We start from the raw sequence: 6,670 nt of genomic DNA, 5'->3' as shown, positions 1-6,670 counted from the left end.
TAGCCTCCCTGACCTGCCTGTACTCAGGACAGTTATAATTCAGGGTGCCGTTTGCCAGCCCCGCTCGTTTTTCCACAGCATACTGGCTGATACGCTCCCCTGATAACATCAGTTCCCTCAGGGCCTGCTCTGCTCTTGCCTGTGTTTTTTTAACCCCCGACTGTTCGTTCGTCATGCTCTATTCATCCTTTTCAAAAAAACGGACAGCATCTGCATAAAAATCTCTCTCAAGCATCAGAAAATCCCTGTCAGCCTGAGGAGCATTATTTCGCACGGCAATCTCCAGAAGGTTGTCATAATGAGCCATCCTGCGTTTCCACACGGGAACAGAATCAGCTCCGGCCAGCATGTTCTCACATCCCGGATTGCAGGACGCTGACTGAACAACCGCCTTAAACTCGCAGTCATGGCCATTCATGCAATAAAAACCGTTTCCAAGAGATACCAGTTTTTGCCCGCCTCGTTTAGCCATGCTCATCGCTTTTTTCAGTGTAGGAAACGTCATCTGATGTAAGTGCCCACCTCTCTGGGACATCAGTAACTTCCCGCCTTCGCCATAAAGCAGGCCTTCATGCTGATAAGAAACAGCCCTGGAAGCTGAGAGTTCGGTATCAACCCTCTCAATCTCGGCAGCGAATGCCTGAGGGATCGCCCGGCTAAAATGCGAAGCGTTGAGTGCACCGGACATATACCACTCCGTCATGCCTCTGATTAAGTGCTTAAACTGCCGGATAAGATCATTAGTAGAAATCAGATCAAGACGCCTGAGGTGTACAGCAAGTGAACGGCGAAACTGATGGGTTCGCAATGGCCAGAAAGCCCCCTCCCGAATCTCCATCGCAACGCGTTCATCATCACGTATGTTTGGATTTAAAAGCCTGAACTCATCAATATGGTCACGTCGGATGAACAGATGGTGTCTTTTCACAAATTTCTTTGCCCACTCAGTCTGGCGCTGCGTCCCCATAAAAGAGAGTTTTTGCTCCGAGAACCACGACCTGATATTTAAAGACAATGGAACATTGTCCAGCGTCTTCCCGTCCAGGCCTGTCATGATTTGATTAATTCTGCGTAAATGCTGAAAAGGCTTTTCCACATAGCGACAAACAACCCAGTCTTCGTGACTTCCACCTTCCGGGGCGAACTTATGCAACACCGAACGAAGTCCCAGGATATCACCATCATAAATCAGTGAACCGTGCATCACGCCAAGCACTTCGCTGTGTCTCATCCCCGACATGGCCTGTATCACATTCATGACTTTTAACGTCAGCTCAAAATGCCAGGTGTTCAGCTTTATGTGATCAACGCCAATAAAATCAGATCTCCAGCGCTTATTTTTATGTACCGAGAACCAGCCCTGCATCCCGGGGCCAAGTGTCGCGAAAAGCGCCCGAATTTCCCCGGCAACAATATTGTAGTAATACGCGGCCCGGTAATCCGGTATGCTTTTTGCTGTCCCTCTTTTACGGGCTTCCAGCATCGACGTATAGTAAGGCGAATCATAAAAACCGTTTATGATAGCGCACAGCCGGGAAAACCCGTCAAAATCGAAATCACTGATTTCAGCATCCAGTTCAGTAATCAGCCCTTCCCAGACAGACATCATAAGACTGAAAGGCATACAATATGTCTGGTTTGAATCATCCACACTGTTGTAACTGTCGAAGCTAATATCAGGAAAGTAACCGTATTTTCGAAGACGGGTATGACCTGTCAGCGAGATATCCGCCAGGTCCATAAAGTAATTACGTAATGTTCTTTCAGAACGCTTCCTGCCGTGCTCATCCTCCTCCTTCATCTTTACAATGAAAGCATTCCGGACAAGCGGAAAACGAAGCTGAAACAGACTGCGATACCCCATAGACTCAATAATACGGGCTCCCGCCACAATGTTTGCACATTTCCGGATCAGGGACTGCGTCTTCGCGGTCCTGCCGACAATCCAGAGCAGGCTGGCTGAGATGATTTTGGCTTCAAGACGCAGTTCAGGATCCCGTATGCCTGAAAAATTAACGGTTCTTAACGTTTCACCAATATGGGTTCTGACATAGCGATTGGTCCAGACATCATCCCTGAAATAAATATTCAGCGTCTCCTCATTGATAAAACGCATATCATGTTCATCTGAGCTGGCGATAACCAGGCAGTTATTCAGACGTTCAAAGCTTTTGTTTTCTAGTGCCTCACAGATGATATCCTCAGTCGGAAACTCATCCCCTGAACGAAGCGGCGTTCCGGCAGGAAACTCCGCCATTCGACTACGGCTTACCTCTTTTTTCTTCAAATCTGCCATACCGGAGCCACACCTTCTCGCTGAAGTTTAACGCGCGCTTTTTTCAGGGTCGCCTCATCTACCAGCCCAAGCCGTAAATCAATCTTCAGGAGTAACGTTTCATAACGCTCCACAGCATTGACCGAACCGATGTACAACGGTTTTCCATACTCGATAGCATGCCTGAATGACAGCAGGAGCCATACAGACTCCAGCGTTTCCACAACGCAACTTTTTGAACATTCGACACAATGAGAAAAATCCGCACAAGCCTTTGGTGTCCGGCCAAATCGTTTTTGCTTTTTTATAAAGCGCAATTCAATATCTGTAGGCGGCTCCTGCGATCGACATCCCAGGCCATTCAATAAAAGATCCACACCCTCATCGCTTCCACGCAGATCGATCCCCAGCTCATCAGCAACTTTTACCCGCTCGGATAACGCACGTGTCGCAATCCCCTGATTCATAAGCGTATCAAGTGCAGCACTGAAGTTTTCCTTCGCCCCCTGTGGGTTACCTGCAGCATAATTCCGCCTGTAAGTGCCCCAGTTATGCTGTGCTTTTTCCGCCGTAATCAGACCATTCTTTAATGTTCTGTCCGTATACTGCTCAGACGTTTTGCGCAAGCCAGAAACGGTAATTGATGGAAGCGAGGGATTAAGCTGCCGCATCGTGGCCCACGCCCCCTCAGAGTTAGAAAATTTAGTCAGATGACTGGGATTAAGAGAATAAAGCTTACGGAATTTCACCTGCGGCTCACTCAGAAACAGCGCCTGTACCGGAGGGAAGTTATCTGCGGAAACCAGATAGTTAACGATGTCGTCCCTGAGCCTGATAAAAGACAGAAACCAGTAATAGCCCGCACGTTTGGTCACATACTCCGATTTACCTATCGTCAGACGTATATACTTATTCGCTCTCCCCTTATAAACATAATCAGTGCTGATACCCTTTTCATCCAGATGTATATCATCCCGCGTCAGACCCAGAACCTGAGAGGTGTTTCCCCATGTGTGGTAACAGAACAGAAAAAAAGAAGTAAGAAAGTAATTTTCCAGAACGTCCCTGATGATGATCTCTGCCCTGCTGACCCCGTTCTCTCCCGGATACCGGAAATACGCTTCATAAACAGGTGCCAGCAAAGACGGTGAGAAATGCCGCACCCCTTTTTCCGATTTAGCGATATGCTCCCGGATACATCCCGCAAGGAACTCATTCATGGATGACAACTGCCTCAGGATCTCGGAAAGTTCATTCCTGGTATAGCTATCCCTTCCCTGCTGCTGATACGTTCCTTTCGGTAAGAATTCATATTCATACCGCCTCTGAATCTGCCCGCCCGTAAGCAAAAACCGGTTGACCACGGACAAGTAGTGTCTTGCCATCCTGACTGAAATTTTTCGCCGACGAATATCGTTCATGAGATGTTTAATATACATTTCAACGCCTTCAGCCGTGCCATAGTCATACTGATTGACTGACTGCCATATAAAAAACATATTGAGATAACGGAAAATGGTTAACCTTCCGGCGGGACGGTAAGACAGAAGAAATCGTTTCAGAGAGGCAATAAAATCGCGTTTTTCAGGGCGGGCAAGATGCGAATGTTCACTAAACCATCCGGGGAGCAACACATAATCTGAAAAATGAGCCTGAAGATAAACGTCAAGTAAATAATATCGGTTCAGATCCCGCTGAGTGATGTGTCCGCTGACCGTCTCCCATGACAGCACATTTTCGGCCATCCACGTTATCTGCGTTTCACTCCGGCTCATATATGGCTCCATCGCGACCTGCAGCACCGTCAATCAATGCGTCCATGACCCCGGCGACTGCATCAGAAATCTGGTTTTGCTGAAGAAAGACGATGTATTTCATCGTCGTATTTTCGCTTTTATGGCCCATCCAGTATTTTACTGTACCCAGCGCATTTGCGGCCTGATCGGGATAGCAACTCAGTGCCGAGCGTAAAAAATGGGTCGCAAACGTTGCCCGCAAATCATGGGGTTTATGTCTGAACACATTTCCCGGAGCAGACCGGGCCAGGCGATGGCGAAAACTGTACCAGCGGGAGTAAAAGGCTTTTTCAGACATCCGTTTCCCGTTTGCCATTAAAAATAAAGGCTCGTGCCGCCCTTCCCCACCCTGTCGTGCACGCCATTTTTGGATCTTCTTTTCATACTCCTCATCCGCCAGATAATCCAGAACCTGCTCGTACAATCGTCTGGTGATGAAGAGTTCTCGCGTCATCCCAAACTTCGTATGAACTCCGCATCTCGGACCAATATGAAGCCCCCTGATGGTCAACTCAGATACAGGGACACTGGCAAGGTACTCTTCAGTAAAGAGTGACGACGGCAGGGTCAGCATTTCATCCAGCCGTAACCCACAATTTTTCATCAGCACAATCATTAAACTGAACAACCCGGACTCAGATTTCAGTGCCTCATCCAGGATATGAACCTCTGCATCATTCAGTGGGTTGATTGTCCTTTTTGTTGTGCTGGTTATCCTGATGGCAAGATCCGAACTTATCACCTTGCGTCGCCCGTCAACGACTTTTTCGACCAACGTAAAAAATGAGCTGGCAGCCAGCTCACCACACTTGCCCAGAAATACGTAAAACCGTCGGATAACGCTGATGTACACCGCCGCGGTGGATGAGGCGATGCGCCCCTGCCTTACGGCCCCCAGAAGATACTCCCTGAAGCCATATGTAGGGCTTTGGTATTTCAACGTTCCCGGGGTGAAAGGGTCAAGTCCGTTATCCTCCAGCCACCTTATCCAGCGTAAAAATGCCCGGGCTAAAGGCTTTAAATCCCTGGCCTGCAGGATAGCTTTATCCATAAGATAAAAGTGTACATATCGGCTCAGTTTTCGATTCTGGATGCCGCTAATATAAGGTATTTCAGCATACAGAAATCCGGGTTCAAATTTCAGTTTCGGCTCTGTTGCATCCAGTTTGCTGACACGCCCATAACGCGCATGAATGTTAGTGATTATCCTCACAGTCTGTCGCCCTGAAACGCCACCTCATGCCTACACTATAAATCCGGAAGAAGAAAAAACAAACAACCAGGTTGCCGGGAGTGAATATGCAAATCAGGAGGAAAGTAAAAGATGTAACGACACCATCACGATGCAATACATTGACCTCAACACGTTACCCGGACCATACGTGATAAACATCACAAATCCTTTGAGTGAAGAACTTAAGATGTGATTTTCATTTCCCGGCACAAACCGTGCCCTTAAAAAACAGGCAACGGATACATCTTAATGCCAGAAGTAAACCTTAATTGATTGAATACAGCCTGAGTCCATTGCAAAAATAACACACAGGGTAAATTCGCATATACAGAACCCAACGAAAAGCAAAAGAAACCTGTAACACATTTCGTTTACCTGTCACTTTCAATTGTAAAAGCCAGCAGAAAAAGCGCATATAACTATATTTATCCCTGCGGGGACTTTTGTTTGTGCTATATATTTTTTACAGAGAACCGCAACGCGTCCAAACACAAGAATATATTTACCTCTGGAAAATGGTCTGACTCCCTTTCACGTGGTTGTAGTGACCTGTTCTGTGATTCATGTAATGTCTTTTCTGGATGAGGAAAATATGTCATCACTGATATTTTATACAGACGAAGCACAAGCACTGATTGTAACAGATACCCTTGCCGTCACCGATAATGGGGAGCCGTTATCTTTTGTTTCCAAAGCAGGTTACATCCCCCAGCTAAGAACCATCATAGCAGGTACGGGGGCAGGTGGATTTTCTAACACCTGGTTGCTTGAAGCATCAACCAGAATGGTCGTATCAGGTATACAAAATCTCAATTATCATACATCGGCCTGTCTAAGGAGGCTGTGGAAACAATACAAGCATGACCATGCAATTCCCTCTTCTTCAACGGTGACAACCAGTGTTTATCAGTTCGCAATTTGCGAGGAAACAGGAAATATCGTTTCGTTCGCCTATCGCTCAGTCCATGATTTCGAATCAGAGCAATTACAATACGGAACAGGAGTAAAACCTGAGTGCCAAATCCTGGATGGGGATTTGTTGCAGACAATTCCTGTAATGATGAATGAACAAAGGGCTATACAGGCGACATACTCACACCCGGAACGGATCCATATTGGCGGTGAGATGATTGCGCATTATCTGACATCATCTATGTATCAATGCTTTAAGATTGGGGAATTTGAGGATTTCAGAACTCAGGGAGAGTATATATTGAGCAGGATTTAGGCAAAACGCGGTTCAGATAAAGTGCTTTTAACAGGCTTGCTGAACATTAAAAGGATATCTCTCAATTACGATGAATAGCTTGAATTCTAAAAATAGAAAAGTAGAGTTTAACTCTAAATACATAAAAACAAGAGTAA

4 protein-coding genes are annotated in these 6,670 nt (G+C 46.5%); 1 reads left to right on the top strand and 3 read right to left on the bottom strand.

Features of this window, described 5'->3' with window-relative positions; translation table 11 throughout:
- Nucleotides 1-178: 178 nt before the first annotated feature.
- From AAER43_RS25835 to AAER43_RS25825, 3 genes are read right to left on the bottom strand one after another with little or no spacing between them, the layout of a single operon-like run.
- Complete coding sequence (locus tag AAER43_RS25835; protein ID WP_017384059.1) at nucleotides 179-2,296, bottom strand: hypothetical protein; 2,118 nt, start codon at nucleotides 2,294-2,296, stop codon at nucleotides 179-181.
- On the bottom strand, nucleotides 2,284-4,050 hold the full coding sequence (locus AAER43_RS25830) for a hypothetical protein (protein WP_007897920.1): 1,767 nt from the start codon (nucleotides 4,048-4,050) through the stop codon (nucleotides 2,284-2,286). The genes AAER43_RS25835 and AAER43_RS25830 overlap by 13 nt, the downstream gene beginning before the upstream one ends.
- A complete protein-coding gene (locus AAER43_RS25825; protein WP_007897923.1) occupies nucleotides 4,037-5,284 on the bottom strand; it encodes a site-specific integrase in 1,248 nt (415 codons plus the stop codon). Before AAER43_RS25825 ends, AAER43_RS25830 begins: the two co-directional genes overlap by 14 nt.
- 613 nt (nucleotides 5,285-5,897) lie before the next feature.
- Between AAER43_RS25825 and AAER43_RS25820 the strand changes: the two genes are divergently transcribed.
- On the top strand, nucleotides 5,898-6,533 hold the full coding sequence (locus tag AAER43_RS25820; RefSeq protein ID WP_023279901.1) for a hypothetical protein: 636 nt from the start codon (nucleotides 5,898-5,900) through the stop codon (nucleotides 6,531-6,533).
- Nucleotides 6,534-6,670 lie beyond the last annotated feature (137 nt).

This window comes from Enterobacter sp. FUJ80071 (genome assembly GCF_038739915.1).
Taxonomy (GTDB): domain Bacteria; phylum Pseudomonadota; class Gammaproteobacteria; order Enterobacterales; family Enterobacteriaceae; genus Enterobacter; species Enterobacter kobei.
The sequence above is the reverse complement of the archived record's forward strand: the minus strand, read 5'-3'. Positions and strand labels throughout refer to the sequence as shown.